The following is a 17,816-nucleotide window of genomic DNA, read 5'->3' as shown; positions in this document are numbered from 1 at the left end:
AGGCACCCTAGTGCCGTGCGCGACCCGACGCAGGACCAGTCCGCCGCGGACGCCGAAGACGGCGCCGACGCTGCAGGCACCCCGGGCGCGGCGGGCAACGCCGTTGCCGCAGGTGCGCTGCCGTGGGAGCTGGCCTGGCAGGCCGCGCTCTACGGCCCGGACGGTTTCTACCGCCACCACGCCCCGGCCGAGCACTTCGCAACCTCAGCGCAGGGCCTGCCCGGTGCGGGGGGAATCTTGGCGGAGGCGGTGCTCGCCCTGGCCCGGCGCTATCAGTGCCGACATGTCGTCGAGGTGGGAGCAGGGCGGGGCGAGCTGCTCAGCCAGCTGCGGTCCCTGCCCTCGCATCTGCACCTGACCGGGGTGGACGTGGTGCCCGCTCCTCCCGGGCTGCAGGTCGACCGGTGGCTAGTCTCGCCCGGCGGCGCCCACCTGCCCGACGGCCTCGACGACCTGCACGACACATTGGTGCTCGCCCACGAGTGGCTGGACGTCGTCCCCTGCCCCGTGGTGGACCGGGCGAAGGAGGACCCAGCCGGCTGGCGGTCGGTGCTCGTCACCGTCGACGGCCAGGAACAGCCCGGACCGCCGCCGGCCGGCCCGGACCTTGAATGGGCCCAGCGGTGGCTCAGGCCCGAGGTGGAGCGGGCGGAGATCGGGCTGCCGCGCGACCGGGCGCTCGCCGACCTGCTATCCCGGGTCCGCTCCGGCCTGGTCGTGGTCGTGGACTACGGCCACACCGCGGCCGACCGCCCCCGGCACGGCACCCTGACCGGTTACCGCCAAGGTCGTGAGGTCACCCCGGCCCCGGACGGCACCTGCGACCTCACCGCTCACGTGGCGTTCGACTCCCTCACCCAGGTGACGGGTCGATGGCACCTCACCACGCAAGGGGAGCTACTCCGCGAGCTGGTGGGCGACCCGAAGGACCCGGTGCCCCACCACCTGGCCTCCACCGACCCGCAGGCGTACCTGGCCGCGGTGGCCCGGCGCGCCGCGCTCACCACGCTCACGGCTCCCGGCGGCCTTGGCGACTTCCGCTGGCTCCTCGCTCCGCGCCGGCGCCCCCCGCATTAGGGTGGGCGAGGTGAGCACCCGCGACCTGGACGTCACCCTCGGCGCCGCCGGCGTCGGGGGCCTGCAGACCACCGAGATGGTGCTCAACATCGGTCCCCAGCACCCCGCCACGCACGGCGTGCTCCGGCTGCGCATCACTGCGGACGGCGAGCGGATCACGGCTGCCGAGCCGGTCATCGGCTACATGCACCGCGGGGCGGAGAAACTCTTCGAGGCCCGCGACTACCGGCAGATCCTGGTGCTGACCAACCGGCACGACTGGCTCTCGGCGTTCAGCAACGAGGTCGGCGCCGCGCTGACCGTCGAGCACCTGCTCGGAATGGAGGTCCCCGAGCGGGCCACCTGGACACGGACGCTGCTCTCCGAGCTGAACCGGGTGCTCAACCACCTGATGTTCCTGGGGTCCTACCTGCACGAGCTCGGCGCCATCACCCCGATGTTCTACGCCTTCCGGGAGCGCGAGGAGATCCAGGCCGTCATGGAGGAGTACTCCGGCGGTCGCCTGCACTTCATGGCGACCCGCATCGGGGGCCTGCTGCACGACCTGCCCGACGGCTGGCTGGACCGCGTCGACGCGGCCGTGGAGCTGGTGCGGGACCGCATACCCGAGCTCGTCTCGCTCATGGTGGGCAACGAGATCGTGCGCTCTCGGACCCGTGGGATCGGGGTGCTCCCCCTGGAGAAGGTGCTGGAGTATGGCGTGTCCGGCCCGATCGCGCGGGCGTCCGGTCTGGACGTCGACCTGCGCCGCGACGCGCCCTACCTCGCCTACCGGGAGCTGTTCGCCGAGGGCGGCCCGGGCCGGGTCGTCACCCGCGAGGCCGGCGACTGCCTGGCGCGGCTGGAGGTCCTCATCGAGCAGGTCGACGTGAGCCTGGACCTGGCCAGGGCCTGCACGGCCCGGCTGCGCGACCTCGGCGAGGGGCCGATCAGCACCAAGCTGCCCAAGGTGCTCAAGGTCCCCGAGGGCGAGCACTACCTGGCGACCGAGAACCCGCTGGGGTTCAACGGCTACTTCCTGGTCAGCCGGGGAGACAAGGCACCGCACCGGCTCAAGCTGCGCTCCGCGTCCTTCAACAACGTCCAGGTGCTGCGGGAGATGCTGACCGGCACGGTCGTGCCGGACATGGTGGCGATCCTGGGGTCGATGTTCTTCGTCGTCGGGGACATCGACCGCTGAGCCCGTCGAGCCACCTCGGTCGGCTGGGTCGCGGAGCAGGCTGGGGCGGCCCCTGCGCCACCAGCGGTCAGGTGATGACGGCGAACTGCTCGCCGTCAGGACCGGTGCAGATCGCCAGCCGGCCGAACTCGAAGTCGAACGGCTCGACCGTCACCGCGCCGCCGGCCTCCGTGACCCGCTGTGCCGCCGCGTCGGTGTTCTCGACCTCGAACACCACCGACCAGTAGGGCTGCTCCCCGGCCTCGACCTCGCCGATCCCGCCGGCCTGCGCCTCCTGCCCACCGGTCGTGGTGAAGATCGCGTACTTCATCTCCTCGGAGGACATGTCCTGGTAGGTCCAGCCGAAGACCGAGGTGTAGAACTCCTTGCCCCGCTCGAAGTCGCCGACCATGGCCTCGGTCCAGTTGACCGAGCCGGGCCCGTCGCTGACCTGGAAACCGGTGTGCGCGGCCGGCTCCCAGGTGCCGAAGACGGCCCCGGTCGGGTCGGCGTAGACGCCCATGGTCCCCCACGGGCCGAGCTGCATCGCGGGCAGCACCGTGGAGCCGCCAGCAGCGGCGATGCGGTCCTGCGTCGCGGTGCTGTCCTCCACCGCGAGGTAGACGGCCCAGGTGTGCGGGACCTCCTGCTGGCCCTCCATGGGTGGCGCCAGCCCGGCGACGACCCTGCCGTCGACGGTGGCGTTGACGTAGCCGCCGAACTCCGGCTCACTGCCTTCGTAGTCCCAGCCCAAGACCCGGGCGTAGAAGGCCTTGCTGCGCTCGATGTCGGAGACCGAGAGATCTGTCCAGGCCGGGGCTCCGACCGGCCAGGTGGGGACGGGCTGCTCCTCGCTCATGACGTGCTCCTTCGCCGGGGGCGTCTCCCGGGCGGGCTCAGCGTCCGCCGCTGCCGTCCCCTGCTCGCAGGATACTCACGCAGAAGGCGCTGTGGGGGTGGAACGGGCGCAGGTCCCAGGAGGCGAACCGCTGCTCCAGCACCAGCCCGGTGCCCGGCAACGCCGCGTCCAGGTCGCCGGGGGTGAAGCCGCGGCCGACCCGGCAGCCGACGACCAGGAACCCGGCCGGTCGCACGTGGGCGGCGAGGCGACTGACCGCCTCGGGCCGGTGCCCCTCCCCGATGAAGTCCATGACATTGCCGGCCACGAGCACCCCGTCGAAGAGCTCCCCCTCACCCTGCGCGGCCAGGTCCAGAATGGTCAGGTCACCCACCAGCCAGGTGGCGTCCGGGTGGTCCTCCCGGGCGGCCTCGATCAGAAGGGGGTCGATGTCGACCCCGACGACCCGGTGCCCCAGCCGGGCGAGGTGGCCGCCGTGCCGGCCCGGGCCGCACCCGGCGTCGAGCAGGCGGGCCCGTCGCGGCGCAAGCGTGTCGACCAGCCGGGACTCGCCCTCCAGGTCCTCGCCCTCCCGGGCCATCGCGCGGAACCGCTCGGTGTACCACCGCGAGTGCTCGTGGTCCTCCAGACCGGGCCAGTAGGACGTGGGCAGGCTGCCCGGCGTCGGCTCGACCGGGGCGTGGTACGGCTGGTCGCTCATCCTGGCCACTCTAGAGCCTCGCGCACCGGGGTCCCGACGACGCGGCTTCCTGCCCCACCGCGAACCCGCGAACCAGGCGGGCCGTCGCCGTCAGCCGTAGGCCAGGTCGCCCTCGGCGGCCGCGTCGCCGTCGTCGTCCTCGCCCGGGGGGATCCGGCACCAGGCCTGACCGACGTAGCCGGCGATCGAGAGGGCCAGGGCCGCGACGGCATGCACCAGGGCCCAGACGAGGAGCACCCGCTGGCTGGGGATGTCGGCGTTGGGTAGGTGGACCAGGGCGTTTGCGGCATACCAGCCGAGCAGGGCAGCACCGCCGAGCGCGGCGGCCTGTGCCCCCACCAGGGTCCCGCGCCCACGCTGGGGGCTGGGGCGCAGCGTGCCCATGCCGCGCACGTAGCGTCGGATCTGCCAGCTCATGACCAGCACCAGCGCGGTGAGGCCGAGGAGGGGCACGAGGCCCATCCAGGTGATGACCGGGTAGGCCCCGCCCACCGAGCGCATGACCTGCAGCAGCAGCCAGCAGGCCATGGCTGACAGCACGGCGACGATCACCCCGCTGGCGGGACGCACCCCTTGGGCCGGGTTCACCGCTGCCCCTCCAGCTCGCGGACGGTCTGGTCCGTCAGCCGAGGTATGAGCTCGGCCACCGGCGTCACGCCCTCACCGGTGCGCAGAGCCGCCTCGGGGTCGACGTCCAGCCACGGGACCAGGACGAAGGCCCGCTGGTGCGCACGCGGGTGGGGCAGCAGCACGTCAGGGTCGGTGGAAGCGACGTCGCTGCCGTCGCGGGGGTCGCCGTACTGGACGAGGTCCAGGTCCAGGGTGCGGGCGCCCCAGCGCACGTCGCGGGTCCGGCCGAGGTCAGCCTCGATCCGGTGCAGCCGGGCAAGCAGGGTGGCGGGTGCGAGGCTGGTGCGGGCGAGGGCCACGGCGTTGACGTAGTCGGGCTGCCCGGCCACGAGCTCACCGCCGACCGGGGCGGTGGCGTAGAGGCCGGAGACGCGGACGGCCCGCAGGCCGCGGGTGCGCTGCAGGTGCCGCACGGCCTGCCGCAGCGTGGCCTGCGGCGCCTCCCCGTCCCGCTCGAGGTTGGCGCCGAGGGCGATGACGACCGGCACGTCCTTGGTGCGGCGAACGACCACCTCGACGTCACTGAACGGCACCCCCACGGGCGCCTGCGGCTTGTGCACGGTCACCTCGACGGCCTCGACGAGGGGACGGGCTAGGACGGCCTTCGCGATCTGCTCGGCGAGGCTCTCAATGAGGTCATCGGGCTCACCTTCGACGATCGCGACGACGTCGGCCGCGACCTCACCGTAATGCACCGTGTGCCGCAGGTCGTCGCTGGCCCCGGCCCGGGAGAGATCGACCGACATCTCGACATCGACGATGAAGTCCTGCCCGTCCCGCCGCTCGTGCGCCAAGACGCCGTGGAAGCCGCGCGCCCGGACGCCGGTGAGCCGGATGAGGTCAGCGCGGTACGCCACGGTGCTCCTCCTGGGTCGGTGCCCGGTGCCGGCCGACCCTGGGGGCGGCGGTCCGGTGGCGCTGCGTCATCTCCCACACAGCCAGGGCGTCCCGGCTGGCGGAGACGTCGTGCACCCGGACCGCCCAGCACCCGGCCTGCGTGGCCAACAGACTGGTGGCCGCGGTCGCGACGTCGCGGTCGGTGGGCGGGCTCGGCTCGGCCTGCGCGTCGACCTCGGCGCCGGGTCGGGAAGGGAGGCGCCCCAGGAACCGCTTGCGAGAGGTGCCGAAGAGGACCGGCAGGCCGAGGTCCAGCACCCGGTCGAGCCCGGCGAGCAGCTCCCAGTTGTGGGCGGCGTCCTTGGAGAAGCCGAAGCCCGGGTCGAGGATGAGCTGCTCCCTCGCCACGCCGGATGTGGTCAGGGCGTCGACCCGCTCGGTGAGCTCACGGCATACCTCCCCCGTGACGTCCTCATAGTGCGGCTGCTCGTGCGGCTCAGTAAGCAGCCCGCGCCAGTGCATCACCACGTAGGGCACCCCGGTCCGGGCTACGAGAGCGGGCATGTGCTCGTCGGCCAGGCCCCCCGAGACGTCGTTGATCAGTGCGGCGCCAGCCTCCACCGAAGCACGGGCCACCTCCGCTCGCATCGTGTCCACCGAGACCACGATCCCGTCCGCGGCCAGGGCGCGGACCACGGGGACGACCCGGTCCAGCTCCTCCTGCAGGCTGGGTCGCACGCTGCCCGGCCGGGTCGACTCCCCGCCGACGTCGACGAGGTCGGCGCCCTCCTCGACGAGCTGACGCCCACGGGCGACTGCCGCGTCCGCGTCCAGCCAGCGGCCGCCGTCGCTGAAGCTGTCGGGGGTCACGTTGAGCACCCCCATGAGCCGGGTCGGGCCCGGAGCCAGCACCTCGGTGACAACGGTGCCGGGGCGGACCGTCACGACCGGCCACCCGTCACCAGGCTCATCGCCTCGGCGCGGGTGGCGGAGTTGCGCAGCTGTCCCCGCACGGTCGAGGTCACGGTGCGCGCCCCCGGCCGGCGGATCCCCCGCATGGACATGCACAGGTGCTCGGCCTCGACCACCACCAGCACCCCTCGGGGCGAGAGGTGAGCCTCCAGGGCGTCAGCGATCTCGGTGGTCAGCCGCTCCTGCACCTGCGGTCGGCGGGCAAAGAGGTCGACCAGCCGGGCCATCTTCGAAAGGCCCGCCACCCGCCCGTCCTTGGCCGGGATGTAGACCAGGTGGGCCACCCCGTGGAAGGGCAGCAGGTGGTGCTCACACACGCTGTAGAGCTCGATGTCCCGCACCAGGATCATCTCGTTGTGGTCGACGTCGAAGGTCGTGCCGAGCACGTCGCTGGGGTCCTGGTGCAGGCCGCCGAAGATCTCGGCGTAGGCGCGGGCCACGCGGGCGGGGGTGTCCAGCAGACCGTCCCGCTGGGGGTCCTCGCCGATCGCCTCGAGGATCTCCCGGACGGCGGCCTCGATCCGAGGCTGGTCGACCTGGTGGGCCATGGCGGTCGCCGGGTCGGGCGTCACCGGGTCCGGCTCAGCGCCCGGGCTCGACATGACCACCCTCCGGGACCTGGATCACCTCGACCGGCGGATGCTCCTTGCCGTCGGTGGCCATCGGGTCGTGCCCGTTGGCCATCGCCCGGCGCTCGGACTCGGTGAGCACCGGCCCGTCGTCGTGGACGCCGCGGGCGTCGGAGGACAGCCAGACCGGGCGCTGCGGGCGGCGGCGGACCTGCTTGAACAACTCGGCGAGGGCGGCCGCGTTGAGGGTCTCCTTCTCCAGCAGGTCCAGCACCAACCGGTCCAGGAGCTCACGGTTGTCGTTCAGGGCGTGCCAGGCCTCGTCGTGCGCGGCCTCGATGAGGCGGCGCACCTCCTGGTCGACGATCCCGGCAAGGTTCTCCGAGTAGTCCCGCTCGTGACCCATGTCGCGGCCCAGAAAGACCTCACCGCTGCCGGCGCCCAGCTTGACCGCACCGATCCGCTCGGACATGCCGAACTGGGTGACCATCTTGCGGGCCAGGCCGGTCGCCTTCTCGATGTCGTTGGCGGCGCCGGTGGTCGGGTCGTGGAAGACCATCTCCTCGGCCACCCGGCCGCCCAGGGCATAGGCGAGCTGGTCGAGCAGCTCGTTGCGGGTGGTGGAGTACTTGTCATCCGCCGGCAGCACCATGGTGTAGCCCAGGGCCCGCCCGCGCGGCAGGATCGTCACCTTGCTCACCGGGTCGGTGTGGTTCATCGCCGCCGCCACGAGGGCGTGTCCGCCCTCGTGGTAGGCGGTGATCTTGCGCTCCTTGGCGCTCATCACGCGGGTCCGCTTCTGCGGGCCGGCCATCACGCGGTCAATCGACTCGTCGAGGTCGTGGTCGTCGATGACCTTCTCGTTGTTGCGGGCGGCCAGCAGCGCCGCCTCGTTGAGCACATTGGCCAGGTCCGCGCCGGAAAAGCCGGGGGTGCGACGGGCGATCGCCATCAGGTCCACGTCGGGGGCCAGCGGCTTGCCCTTGCCGTGCACCTGCAGGATGTGTAGGCGGCCGAGCATGTCGGGGGCCTCGACGGCGATCTGCCGGTCGAAGCGGCCCGGGCGCAACAGGGCGGGGTCGAGGATGTCGGGGCGGTTGGTCGCCGCGATCAGGATGACGTTGGCCCGGACGTCGAACCCGTCCATCTCCACAAGCAGCTGGTTCAGCGTCTGCTCGCGCTCGTCGTGGCCGCCGCCGAGGCCCGCGCCACGGTGCCGACCGACGGCGTCGATCTCGTCGACGAAGATGATCGCGGGAGCGTTCTCCTTGGCCTGCTCGAACAGGTCCCTGACCCGGGAGGCGCCCACGCCGACGAACATCTCGACGAAGTCGGAGCCGGAGATGGAGTAGAACGGCACGCCCGCCTCACCAGCGACGGCACGCGCCAGCAGGGTCTTGCCGGTGCCGGGCGGACCGTAGAGCAGCACGCCTTTGGGGATCTTGGCCCCGACCTCGAGGAACTTGCGCGGCTCCTGGAGGAACTCCTTGATCTCGTGCAGCTCCTCGACCGCCTCGTCCGCGCCGGCGACGTCGGCGAAGGTGACCTTGGGCATGTCCTTGGTAGCCAGCTTGGCCTTGGACTTGCCGAACGCCATCACGCCCCGGTTGCCGCCCTGCATGCGCAGCATCAACCACAGGAACAGACCCAGGATGATCAGCAGGGGCAGGAAGTTGGCCATGATGGTGACGAAGAGGTTGGGCTGGGAGACGTTGTCGGTCCACTGCCCGTCCGGGACGTGCTCCTCGACCAGGGACACGATCTGCTCACCGCGGGCCTCGACGTAGTAGGCCTGGACCTGCTCGGTCGCCCCGATGCCCTCCTCCTCGTCGGCGAAGGTCTCCCCCTCGCGGAGAGTCATCTCGATGTGGTCGACGCCGATGGTGGCCGAGGCGACCTTCTCCTCCCGCAGCAGGTCCAGCGCATCGGCGGTGTCGATGCGGGTATAGGGGCTCTGCGAGAGCAGCGTGTACCAGAGGATGCCGAGCGCGAGGAAGAGGAAGATCCACATCCACGGGCTGGGCCTGGTGCGGGGCCGCGGTTTTGCTTGGCTCATGCTGGCGCGTTCGGGACGGGCGCTCAGGCGCCGCCCCGGTCCTCCTGGTCCGTCGTGCTGAAGGTTGACAACATCTCCTGCCGACAACGCGTGGCAGGACCTTGCTTGTTCCGCCCTCGGGCCCCGGCGGGGGTCGGTCGCGCGCTGAGGCGCGCGATCGCCCTCACGAGTACACGTGCGGGGCGAGGGTGCCGATCACCCGCAGGTTGCGGTACTTCTCGGCATAGTCCAACCCGTAGCCCACCACGAACTCATCGGCGATGTCGAACCCGACGTAGCGCACGTCGATCTCGACCTTGGCGGCCTCCGGCTTGCGCAGCAAGGTGACGATCTCCAACGAGGCCGGCCCGCGCGAGCGCAGGTTGGCACTGATCCAGGACAGCGTCAGGCCCGAGTCGATGATGTCCTCGACGATGAGCACGTGCCGGCCGGTGATGTCGGTGTCGAGGTCCTTGAGGATGCGCACCACGCCGCTGCTCTTGGTCCCCGATCCGTAGCTGGAGACCGCCATCCAGTCCATCTCGGCGCTGCCCGGCAGGGCCCGCATGAAGTCGGCCATGACCATCACCGCGCCCTTGAGCACACCGAGGAGCAGGACGTCCTTGTCGTGGTAGTCCGCCCACACCTGCTCAGCCAGCTCGCGCAGTCGGTCCTGGATCTGCTCCTCGGTGAACATCACCGTGGCAAGGTCGTCTCCCATGTGCTCGGCGTCCACGCGCGGCTCCTCAACAGGTCGGGGGCGGGTCAGGTGCGCGGGCGCGGGCCGCCCGTCTCCTGACCCATTCAACTACGTCGCCGCTCCAGCCGAACCCGGTCCCCCTGGCGCCAGGCCCGGACCCCGCCCGGCAGGGACAGCGGCCCCTGGCCCCGCCAGGCGGTGACCAGGCCATCGACCGCAAGCAGGTGCTCACTGGTCAGGTCGGTGCCGGGACTGCCGGCGGCGAGCGCGAGCCGACGCCACAGCCGGGTGCGCAGGGCGCGCGGCAGCGAGGCCAGCCGGCCCACCGTCCAGGGCGGGTCGCCCAGCTCCCGGTATGCCGCCTCACACGCCTCGTCCAGCGCATCGGCGTCGTCGCGCAGCAGCGCCGCGGTGCGGGCCAGGTTGCGCCCGAGGCCGGGCCCGAGGTCCTTCTCCAGGTCAGCCAGCGCCCGCCGGACCCGGACGCGGGCGAACCGCGGGTCCTCGTTGTGCGGGTCCTGCCATGGCACCAGCCCCAGCTCCGCGCACGCGTCCTGCGTCTGCGCCCTGCTCACCCCCAGCAGCGGCCGCCCCAGCACCACCCTGCCCCCGCCCTCACTCTCGCTACCACCTCCGACGGGACACGCCATACGTCCCGACAGAACACGTGCGAAGTCCTCACCGAACACGTCACACGTCCCCACCGAACACGCCGAATGGTCCGACAGGACACGCGACCGCGGCATGCCGGCCAGCGAGCGCGCTCCCGAACCGCGAGCCAGTCCCAGCAGCACCTGCTCGGCCTGGTCGTCGAGGGTGTGCCCCAGCAGCAGTGCCATGGCGCCGAGCCGGTCTGCGGTGCGGCCGAACGCTGCATACCTCGCCCGCCGCGCGTCCGCCTCGGGTCCGGCGCCGGTCTGCTCGACCTGCGCGCCCACCACCTCCACGGGTCCTTGCTCGGTGAGCAGGCTGTACGCGGTCACCGCCACCGAGTCGGCGACGCGCGACGACCCCGGCTGCAGCCCGTGGTCGACGATCACGGTGCCGACCCGCAGCCCTGCCCGAGGTGCTACGAAGGCGGTAGCGGCGAGCAGGGCCAAGGAGTCTGCCCCGCCGGAGCAGCCCACGAGCACCAGGGCACCCTCCGGGAACCTCTCCTCGGTCAGCCATCGCCGTACCGCCACGCGGCAGGCTGCGATGGCAGGTGGTGGCCCGGGCATGGCCCGAGCCTAGGACGTCGTCGACGTGTTCTGTCGAGCCTCGCGCGTGTTCTCTCGGGCCTTCTGGCGTGTTCTGTCGGGAGAAGGTCAGCCGTGGACTCGCGCCACCCAGGCCTGCGGGTCGGGGATCTCCGCCGCCCGGGGGAGAGCCTCGGCCGAGCTCCAGACCTGATTAAAACCCTCCATCCCTACGGCGTCGATCACGGCCCGGACGAAGATGGCGCCGTCGTGGTACTGCCGCATCTTGGCGTCCATCCCCAGCAGGCGGCGCAGCAACTTGTCCACGTTGCCGGCGCCCTTGCGCCGCTGGGTGAACTTGCGGCGGATCTCCTTCACGCTGGGGATCACGCTGGGCCCCACCTCGTCCATGATCACGTCGGCGTGGCCCTCCAGCAGCGACATCACCGCGGTGACCTCGGCCAGCCGGGCCCGCTGCTCCGGAGTGGCGACGATCTGGGTGATGTCCTCCTCCCCCCGCAGCACGCCGGGCAGCTTGCTGACGATCTCGACCATCCGCTGGCCCATGTTCTCCGGCTCGGGCAGCACCTGGCTGCCGATCGAGCGCGCCTCGGCGATCAGGTGCTCACGCAGCCACGGCACCGCGGTGAACTGCACCCGGTGGGTCTCCTCGTGCAGCGCCACCCAGAGCCGGAAGTCCGAGGGATCCACCTTGAGCTCGCGCTCCGCCGCCAGGATGTTGGGTGCGACGAACAGCAACCTCGGGGTCCCCTGCGGCGCGAGGTCGTACTGCCCTAGCACCTTGGTCGAGACCCAGGACAGGATCCCCGCTACCTCGGTGCCGGTGACCTTGCCCGAGATCGCCTGCGAGGCGGCGCCCAGGTCAGGCAGCGCGCGACCAGCTCGTTCGGCCCTCTCCCGGTCAGCCGCCCGCTTCCGGGCCACCACCTCGTCCAGGACCGGGGCGAGCATGGCCCCCATCGACGCCGCATTGGTCCGGATCCACCCGGCCCGGTCCACGATGAGCGCGGGTGGTGCCCCGGGCGGGGTCTCCAGGCGGGCGGTCCGGGCCACCAGGTCCACCGCGCGCTCTCCGGCCTGCCGCAGCTCGTCGACGAGCTGGGTGATCTCCCGACGGTCGGCCTTGGGCCCGGGCGGGGCCAGCCGGCTGGCGGCGGCTGCGGCGAAGTCCCAGTCGACCAGCGCGCTGCCGGACACGTCCGTGGGCTCGGGATGGGCGGAGGTCACCGTGGGCTCGGTCATGCCTCGACGGTATGCCGTGCCGCCGCAAGCTGGCGACTCGGGCGGCGGGGCCGCCGTCTTGCCCTCGAGGGTCAGCAGCCGCAGCGGGCCAGCTGGGCGACGATCTGATCGAGGACGGATGCAGCCTCCACCGCGGCCGAGCCGGTCTCGATGTCGTCGGCCGCGACGGCGAACGCCAGCAGCCTGCCCTCCGCGGTGACCACGGTGCCGGCGAGCGCGGTCACGCCCGGCAGGGTCCCGGTCTTGGCCCGGGCGTTGCCGACAGCCGGAGCGTGGGCGGGCAGGTGGAAGCGCATCCCGGTGCCCAGAGTGCCGGTGTAGCCGGCGATGGGCAGCCCGCCGGCGGCCAGCACCTCCTGCAGGTGCGGGTGGGAGCCGTCCGCAGCGGCCACCAGCACCTCGGCTACCACCTCCATCGACAGCAGGGTGCCGTCGGAGAGCCCGCTCGCGTCCGCGATCCGCATCCCGGTCAGGTCCAGGCCCAGGTCCTCGGTCATCGTGTCCCGGATCCAGGCGGTGACCGACTCCTGGTCGGGGCCGTGGCCGGCGGCGACGGCCGCCTGGCGGGCCAGCTGCTCGAACATCGCGTTGTCGCTCGTCGCGGACGCCAGTGCCAGCACGTCTCGCAGGGCCGCGGACTCGACGGCGGCCAGCTCCACGGCCCCCGCAGGCGCGGTCACCACCTCCGCGCGGGCGTCCTCCCCGCCGTCCTCACCGCCGTCCTCGTCACCCGCGTCGGCCCCGACCACCTCGACGCCCTGGTCGGCCAGCGCCTCGCGGAAAACTCGGGCCACCTCCTGCTCCGGCTGGCGCGGGGAAGGGTTGAACGGCAGGGCCCTGTCACTGGCGCGCCCCAGCTGCACGATCCGCCCGGTCCAGCCCTCGGCGACCCAGTGCTCGCTCCAGGTCTCCAGGGCGTGCGGTCCGGACACGTGCGAGAGGTCCAGACTCACGGTGACCGGGCCGACTGCGTCGGTCCCGGGGCCGGTGGTCGCCTCCCCGCCGTCCTCCTCGGCACCGTCCCCCTCGTCACCGTCCTCGTCGACGTCCCCGACACCACTCCCGCCGGCCCGCAGGGCCGCGGCGGTCTGTGCCGCGAGGTCGCCGATGCCGGCGTGCCCGGCTACTGCCTCCGGGTCACCCTCGCCGTCGGCGAGCAGCATGTCCCCGCCGGCCACGATGACCACGTCCCCCGGCCGCTCCCCCGCGACGACGCGCGTGGTGAAGGTCGTAGCCGGGTCCAGCGCGGTGACGATGGCCGCGGCCGAGAGCAGCTTGGTCGTGGAGGCCGGTGTCACCGGTCGCCCGGAGTGCCGGTCGGCGAGGCTCTCGCCGGTCAGCGCGTCGCGGATCGCGATGCTGCGGCGGTTGCTGGGGCCCAGCCAGCGGCTGTCCAGCTCTTCGGAGATCTGCTGGGCCAGGGGACCACGCTCAGGCACCGGGCCGCCACGCACATCCCCAAGCGGGTCAACGAAGGCGTTGGGTCGCGGACGCACGTCGGCCGCGGTGGTCGTCTCTGGCCCGGCTGGCGCCTGCGTGGACACGACCGGCTCGGCGGTCGTCCCGTCGGTCGACGCGACCGCCCCGCCCCCCTGGACCGCCCCGAACAGGAGGGTGCCGACGACGGCGGAGGTGACCACATACCTCATTCTTGACCTCCAGATGGCACCCGTGCCCCGCGATGGGGGACACTGGGGTCCGAGCCTAAGCCGTTCCACGTGCAACAGATAAGAGAGCACCGATGCAGTTCGACGTCACGATCGAGATCCCGCAGGGCAGCCGCAACAAGTATGAGGTGGACCACGCCACCGGTCGTATCCGGCTGGACCGCATGCTGTTCACCGCGACCCGCTACCCCGCGGACTACGGCTACATCGAGGACACCCTCGGCGAGGACGGTGACCCCCTGGACGCGCTGGTGCTGCTCGACGAGCCGACCTGGCCCGGGTGCCTCGTCGCTGCGCGCCCGATCGGCATGTTCCACATGCGTGACGAGGCCGGTGGTGACGACAAGATCATCTGCGTCCCGGCCGAGGACCCGCGCAAGCTGGCCATCCAGGACCTGGACGACATCGGCACCCACACCCGGCTGGAGATCCAGCACTTCTTCGAGGTCTACAAGGACCTGGAGCCGGGCAAGTCCGTCGAGGGCGCGCACTGGGCCGGCAAGGAGGACGCCGAGCGGGTCTACCACGAGGCCGTGCAGAGGGCGAAGGACGCAGGCCTGTCCACCGCGCGCTGGCCGATGCCTCAGCACGACTGACCGCGATCTCCCCGGCCGGGCCTGGCCCCTCCGCCATCCGGCAGCGTTCCATCCCAGAACCCGTCCCACCGCTCTGGGCTTCGCCGACGACGTCGGGAACCGGGGCGGCCCGGCCGCCGTCGTAGCACCGCTGCATCCCACGGGGCCCGCACCCACTACCATGGTGCAGGGGTAACCGCGAGGCGCGGCGCTCCGAGCGTGGGCATCCGGCCCGCACGAGAACAAGGGGAAACCATGACGACTGTGACCGAGAACCCCGGCGGGGACCTCGCCGAGAGCCGCGGCAAGAAGCCGTGGCTGCTGATCGGCGGTGGCGTGGCCGCCGCCGTCCTGATCACCGGCGGCGCCTACGCCGCCACCATGCTGGGCGGCGGCGGGGACCGCCCGGCTAGCGTCCTTCCGGGCGGCGCCGCCGTCTACGCCCAGGTGGACCTGGACCCCGACGCGGGCCAGAAGATCTCCGCCGTGCGCTTCTTCCAGGGGCTGGACCCTGAGCTGCGCGAGCAGTTCAGCGAGGGCCAGTGGCGCGAGTGGGCCTGGACGCAGCTGCGGGACGAGGTCGACGGGGCGGAGGACATTGACTTCGCCACCGACATCGAGCCCTGGCTCGGAGACCGCGCCGGCCTGGCCCTGCTGCCCCAGGGCGAGGGTGAAGAACCCGTGGTGACGATCGCTCTGCAGGTGCAGGACGGGGACGCCGCCCTGGCCTTCTTCGATGAGCGCACCCAGGCCAACGACGACATCGCCTACTGGCTGGAGAGCGACTACCTCGTCTTCACCGAGCAGGACGCGCAACAGACCGTCCAGGCGGCCGTCGCCGAGGGCACCCTGGCCGAGAACGAGACCTTCTCCTCCGACATGGACGACCTGGGCGAGGCAGGGATCATGGCGTTCTGGGCGGACACCGCCGAGTTGGACGACATGCTGGGCGCCGGCGCCAACCCGGCTATGGCGATGACCGGGGGCATGGTCAACTCCGAGATGCCCGAGGTGGCCGGCCGCACGGCCGCCACCGTGCGGTTGACTCCCGACGCGATCGAGCTGCACGGCGTCGTCCGGGGCGCGGAGGGCGTGGCGATCCCCGAGAACAGCGACGTCGACTCGTTGGTCACCCAGCTGCCGGCCGACACCGCCGTGGCCATCTCCATGGACAACGGCGCCGCGATGATCCAGTCTGCCTGGGACTACTACGCCGAGCAGAACCCGGAGGAGGTCGCGGACGCCACCCAGCAGGCCGCCGCAGAGGGCTTCTCCCTGCCGGACGACATCAAGATGATCCTGGGCGACTCGATGTCGCTGTCCGCCGGGCCGGGCATCATCGATGCGTTCATGGACGTCAGCCCCACCGACAGCGGTATGCCGGCCGTGCCGATCGGCTACCGGGTCGCAACCGACACCGACCGGTTGCAGACCATGCTCAACGAGAACGGTCTGGGTGCAGGCGTTCTGGCCCTGCGCGAGGACGACGGTGTGTTGACCCTGGGTGGAGACCAGGCCTACGTCGACGCCCTGGCGGACGGCTCCGGCGACACGCTGGGCGACCACGAGCTGTTCACCGCCGCGGTGGCCGACGCCGACGACGCCCAGATGGTCCTGTTCGTCAACGTCAACCCCTTCGAGGAGTACTACCTGCCGGAGATCACCGACACCAACGCTCGCTCTGCCCTTGAGCAGCTGGGCGCGATCGGCATCTCGGGCACCAACGAGAACGCCAGCGACGGACACTTCACGCTGCGCCTCGTCGCCGACCCGGAGTGACCGGAAGGCATCAGCGCTGAGAACGCCGAAAGCGCCCCAGGCCGATGGCCTGGGGCGCTTTCGTGTGGGAGCCGCCTAAGGGAATCGAACCCTTGACCTATTCATTACGAGTGAATCGCTCTGGCCGACTGAGCTAAGGCGGCGTGCTGCGCGGAGCAGCCACACGAGGATACCCGACCTCCGGGGAGTGCCCCAAACGGCTCAGCAGCTCAGGCCGTCCTCCGGAACGCTGCCCTCGATGAGGTAGCTGTCGACCGCGTCCTGGACGCAGTCGTTGGAGCGTCCGTAGGCGGTGTGGCCGTCCCCGTCGTAGGAGATCAGCACCCCGGGGTCGAGGATGTCGGCCAGGCTCACCGCCCACTCGTAGGGGGTCGCCGGGTCACGGGTGGTGCCGATGACGAGGATCGGGTCGGCACCCGCGGCGGAGTAGTCCTCGATCGTCTCCTGGGCCTGCGCCGGCCAGTACTGGCAGGCCCCCTCGCCCGCCAGATAACGGCCCCAGCTCGGGGAGACCTGCTCGAACTGCTCCAGCACACTCTCGCGGTCCAGGTCCTCCTCCTCCCCGGCCGGCCGGTCGAGGCAGTTGACGGCGTAGATGGCCTGCATGCCGTTTCCGTCGTAGCTGCCGTCGCTGCTGCGCGAGGCGTAGAGGTTGGCCAGGAACATCATCATCGTCCCGTCGCCCTGCTGAGCCTGCGCGAACGCCTGGGACAGGATGGGCCAGCCGGCCTGGTCGTACATCGCCACGATGATGCCGTACATCCCCCACCCCTCGGTGAGCTCCTCGACCACGTCGCCGCGCACCGGCAGGGGGTTGGCGTCGAGCTCGTCGAGGAAGTCCGGGATGGCCGCCATCGCGGCCTCCACGTCGTCGCCGAGCGGGCAGTCGCCGCCCGCGACGCAGTCCTCGACGTAGGCCCGGGTGGCGCGCTCGAACCCCTCGGCCTGGCCCAGGCCCATCTCCAACCCGCTGATCGTGGGGTCGATGGCGCCGTCGAGCACCAGACGGCCCACCCGCTCGGGGAAGAGGGTGGAGTAGGTCGTGCCCAGGAAGGTGCCGTAGGAGGCACCGAGGTAGGCCAGCTGGTCATCGCCGAGGGCCGAGCGCAGGATGTCCATGTCCCGGGCGGCCTCAACGGTGGAGACATGGCCCACCAGGTCCGGTGCGTTCTCCGCGCAGGCCGCGGCGAACTCCTGCATCAGCTCCTGGGAAGCCTCTTGCTCCTCGGGGGTCTCTGGCGTGGGGTCGGCGCCCAGCAGCGTGTCCATCTGCTCATCGGTGAAGCACTGGATCGGCGCGGACCGGCCGACGCCGCGTGGGTCGAAACCGACCGCGTCGTAGACCTCGCGCACCTGCGCAGAGACCACCATCGGCGCCAGCATCGCGTAGTCGACCCCCGAGGCGCCGGGCCCACCGGGGTTGAGCACCAGCGAGCCCTGGGCCTGGCCGACGGCCGGCGAGCGCAGCAGCGCCAGCTCGATGGTGGCCCCGCCCGGGTCCTGGTAGTCGAGCGGCACCGCGAGCTCCGCGCACTCGAAGCTGCCCTCGCAGCTGCTCCACTCCAGGTCCTGGCCGTAGAAGTCCTCCAGGCCTTCCGGGGCGTCCTCGACGACCGGCGGCGCTGCGCCGTCCGGCCCCGCCGAGGTGGACGCGTCGTCGGCCTGTCCGGACTCCTGGGCCTCATCGGTGCTTGTGCTGTCCGGGTTGGCGTCCCCGGGGTCGTCCCCCTGCTGGCAGCCCGCCAGCAGGGCCAGGCTCGCCGCGGCCGCGATCAGCCGGGTGCGGGGGGTATGCAGTCTCGACACGTGTCGTCCT

16 protein-coding genes and 1 tRNA gene are annotated in these 17,816 nt (G+C 71.8%); 4 read left to right on the top strand and 13 right to left on the bottom strand.

The genetic code is table 11. The annotated features are described in order from the left end of the window. Nucleotides 1-15: 15 nt before the first annotated feature. Nucleotides 16-1,077: an SAM-dependent methyltransferase gene (locus FY030_RS01775; protein ID WP_238348506.1), complete on the top strand. Its 1,062-nt coding sequence runs from the start codon at nt 16-18 to the stop codon at nt 1,075-1,077. Nucleotides 1,078-1,087: 10 nt separating this feature from the next. After that, nucleotides 1,088-2,257: an NADH-quinone oxidoreductase subunit D gene (locus tag FY030_RS01770; RefSeq protein WP_238348505.1), complete on the top strand. Its 1,170-nt coding sequence runs from the start codon at nt 1,088-1,090 to the stop codon at nt 2,255-2,257. A 67-nt stretch (nt 2,258-2,324) separates the two neighbouring features. Here FY030_RS01770 and FY030_RS01765 read toward each other — a convergent pair whose 3' ends face one another. The 11 genes from FY030_RS01765 to FY030_RS01715 all read right to left on the bottom strand — a co-directional run bounded on the left by FY030_RS01765 (nt 2,325) and on the right by FY030_RS01715 (nt 13,628). After that, nucleotides 2,325-3,095, bottom strand: coding sequence for a VOC family protein (locus tag FY030_RS01765; RefSeq protein ID WP_158060018.1), 771 nt, complete (start codon nt 3,093-3,095; stop codon nt 2,325-2,327). Between the two features lie 37 nt (nt 3,096-3,132). Continuing rightward, a complete protein-coding gene (locus tag FY030_RS01760) occupies nt 3,133-3,795 on the bottom strand; it encodes a class I SAM-dependent methyltransferase (protein WP_158060017.1) in 663 nt (220 codons plus the stop codon). A gap of 90 nt (nt 3,796-3,885) precedes the next feature. Next, complete coding sequence (locus tag FY030_RS01755; protein WP_158060016.1) at nt 3,886-4,383, bottom strand: DUF3180 domain-containing protein; 498 nt, start codon at nt 4,381-4,383, stop codon at nt 3,886-3,888. Beyond that, nucleotides 4,380-5,282 (bottom strand): 2-amino-4-hydroxy-6-hydroxymethyldihydropteridine diphosphokinase, encoded by a 903-nt coding sequence (folK, locus tag FY030_RS01750; RefSeq protein WP_158060015.1) that lies wholly within the window; start codon nt 5,280-5,282, stop codon nt 4,380-4,382. Before folK ends, FY030_RS01755 begins: the two co-directional genes overlap by 4 nt. Then, complete coding sequence (gene folP / locus FY030_RS01745) at nt 5,266-6,207, bottom strand: dihydropteroate synthase (protein ID WP_337692471.1); 942 nt, start codon at nt 6,205-6,207, stop codon at nt 5,266-5,268. The genes folK and folP overlap by 17 nt, the downstream gene beginning before the upstream one ends. Further along, nucleotides 6,204-6,782, bottom strand: coding sequence for a GTP cyclohydrolase I FolE (gene folE, locus FY030_RS01740; RefSeq protein WP_238348697.1), 579 nt, complete (start codon nt 6,780-6,782; stop codon nt 6,204-6,206). The genes folP and folE overlap by 4 nt, the downstream gene beginning before the upstream one ends. A 34-nt stretch (nt 6,783-6,816) precedes the next feature. Further along, nucleotides 6,817-8,859: an ATP-dependent zinc metalloprotease FtsH gene (gene ftsH, locus FY030_RS01735; RefSeq protein ID WP_420371867.1), complete on the bottom strand. Its 2,043-nt coding sequence runs from the start codon at nt 8,857-8,859 to the stop codon at nt 6,817-6,819. 163 nt (nt 8,860-9,022) lie between these two features. Beyond that, the gene (hpt, locus tag FY030_RS01730) at nt 9,023-9,574 is read right to left on the bottom strand and encodes a hypoxanthine phosphoribosyltransferase (RefSeq protein ID WP_158060013.1); all 552 of its coding nucleotides are present in this window, start codon (nt 9,572-9,574) and stop codon (nt 9,023-9,025) included. A 68-nt stretch (nt 9,575-9,642) separates the two neighbouring features. Next, on the bottom strand, nt 9,643-10,758 hold the full coding sequence (locus FY030_RS01725; protein ID WP_158060012.1) for a tRNA lysidine(34) synthetase: 1,116 nt from the start codon (nt 10,756-10,758) through the stop codon (nt 9,643-9,645). Nucleotides 10,759-10,845: 87 nt separating this feature from the next. Then, entirely contained in the window at nt 10,846-11,979 is a 1,134-nt protein-coding gene (locus FY030_RS01720; protein WP_158060011.1) for a zinc-dependent metalloprotease, read from the bottom strand. A gap of 71 nt (nt 11,980-12,050) precedes the next feature. Then, nucleotides 12,051-13,628, bottom strand: a complete 1,578-nt coding sequence (locus tag FY030_RS01715; protein ID WP_158060010.1) for a D-alanyl-D-alanine carboxypeptidase — start codon at nt 13,626-13,628, stop codon at nt 12,051-12,053. A 92-nt stretch (nt 13,629-13,720) separates the two neighbouring features. On the opposite strand from FY030_RS01715, the gene FY030_RS01710 reads away from it, so the two are divergent. Both FY030_RS01710 and FY030_RS01705 read left to right on the top strand, forming a co-directional pair. After that, on the top strand, nt 13,721-14,242 hold the full coding sequence (locus FY030_RS01710) for an inorganic diphosphatase (RefSeq protein WP_158060009.1): 522 nt from the start codon (nt 13,721-13,723) through the stop codon (nt 14,240-14,242). A 234-nt stretch (nt 14,243-14,476) separates the two neighbouring features. Continuing rightward, nucleotides 14,477-16,000 carry a DUF3352 domain-containing protein gene (locus FY030_RS01705; RefSeq protein WP_158060008.1) on the top strand — a complete coding sequence of 508 codons (1,524 nt, stop codon included), beginning with the start codon at nt 14,477-14,479 and terminating at the stop codon, nt 15,998-16,000. 69 nt (nt 16,001-16,069) lie between these two features. Here FY030_RS01705 and FY030_RS01700 read toward each other — a convergent pair. Next, a tRNA-Thr gene (locus tag FY030_RS01700) sits at nt 16,070-16,143 on the bottom strand. Between the two features lie 58 nt (nt 16,144-16,201). Next, complete coding sequence (locus FY030_RS01695) at nt 16,202-17,806, bottom strand: alpha/beta hydrolase (protein ID WP_238348504.1); 1,605 nt, start codon at nt 17,804-17,806, stop codon at nt 16,202-16,204. Nucleotides 17,807-17,816 lie beyond the last annotated feature (10 nt).

The sequence above is a fragment of the Ornithinimicrobium pratense genome (assembly GCF_008843165.1).
Classification (GTDB): Bacteria; Actinomycetota; Actinomycetes; order Actinomycetales; family Dermatophilaceae; genus Ornithinicoccus; species Ornithinicoccus pratensis.
This window is presented reverse-complemented; position numbering and strand designations above follow the sequence as displayed.